The organism is Butyrivibrio sp. AC2005, from assembly GCF_000424145.1.
In the GTDB taxonomy this organism is placed as follows: domain Bacteria; phylum Bacillota; class Clostridia; order Lachnospirales; family Lachnospiraceae; genus Butyrivibrio.
Genome location: NZ_KE384138.1, coordinates 350,100 through 350,309 on the forward strand (window position 1 = coordinate 350,100; position 210 = coordinate 350,309).

The following is a 210-nucleotide window of genomic DNA, read 5'->3' on the forward strand; positions in this document are numbered from 1 at the left end:
GCTGCCTCAGCTACCGGCGCTTCCTCTACTGCAGGTGTAGGAGCTTCCTCTATTACCGGTGCTGCCTCGGCTACCGGCACTTCTTCTGCCGCAGGTTCAGGGGCTTCTTCCAGTACCGGTGCTGCCTCGGCTACTGGTATTTCCTCTGCTGCTGGAGCAGGTGCTTCTTCTATCACTGGAGCTGCCTCAGCTACCGGCGCTTCCTCTACT

1 protein-coding gene is annotated in these 210 nt (G+C 59.5%); it reads right to left on the reverse strand.

What is annotated here, in order from left to right; translation table 11 throughout:
- The coding region (locus tag G602_RS32275) for a hypothetical protein (RefSeq protein ID WP_196808747.1) at nucleotides 1-210 on the reverse strand (210 nt) is incomplete at both ends.